This window comes from Lysinibacillus sp. 10T31 (assembly GCF_056394365.1).
Map to the genome: position 1 here is coordinate 1 of NZ_JBFTHS010000227.1, position 413 is coordinate 413.

At 47.9% G+C, this 413-nt stretch carries 1 protein-coding gene; it reads right to left on the bottom strand.

Annotation, left to right across the window (positions count from 1 at the left end):
* Positions 1-413: hypothetical protein (locus AC1DCY_RS27775; RefSeq protein WP_477356021.1), on the bottom strand; the 413-nt coding region annotated here is incomplete at both ends.

A 413-nucleotide genomic window follows, 5' to 3' on the forward strand; every position in this document is an offset into this window, starting at 1 on the left:
CAACATGGGCAGAGTACTTAAGCAGCGCAACGGCAACTTTCGAGAATATCTCATCATCGAAATCAGAATTCTTGAATGATATATTCCGATACCGACCTAGAACCTCTTCCTCTTCGTATCCAAGCTCTAGCAACTGGGTAGACACGTCGATCCTGTCGCGAGCCTCTCTATCGCTACGTATCCCTGATGTCGATATCCGCAACTCATCCACGTCCGTCACTACCGAGGGAAGCCTACCCGCCGCTGCAAATATCGCCGGCGCCAGCAGCCAATAGTCATGGCAAATTATTTCGAAATTTACTTCCGCCACATCCCTTGCGGAAACCTCACTTAAAACACCATCCAAGTAAAGGTAAAATTTTTCGCCACCCCGTCCCGAAAAATCGTTAATGAAGAGCAACACAGCCTTATTG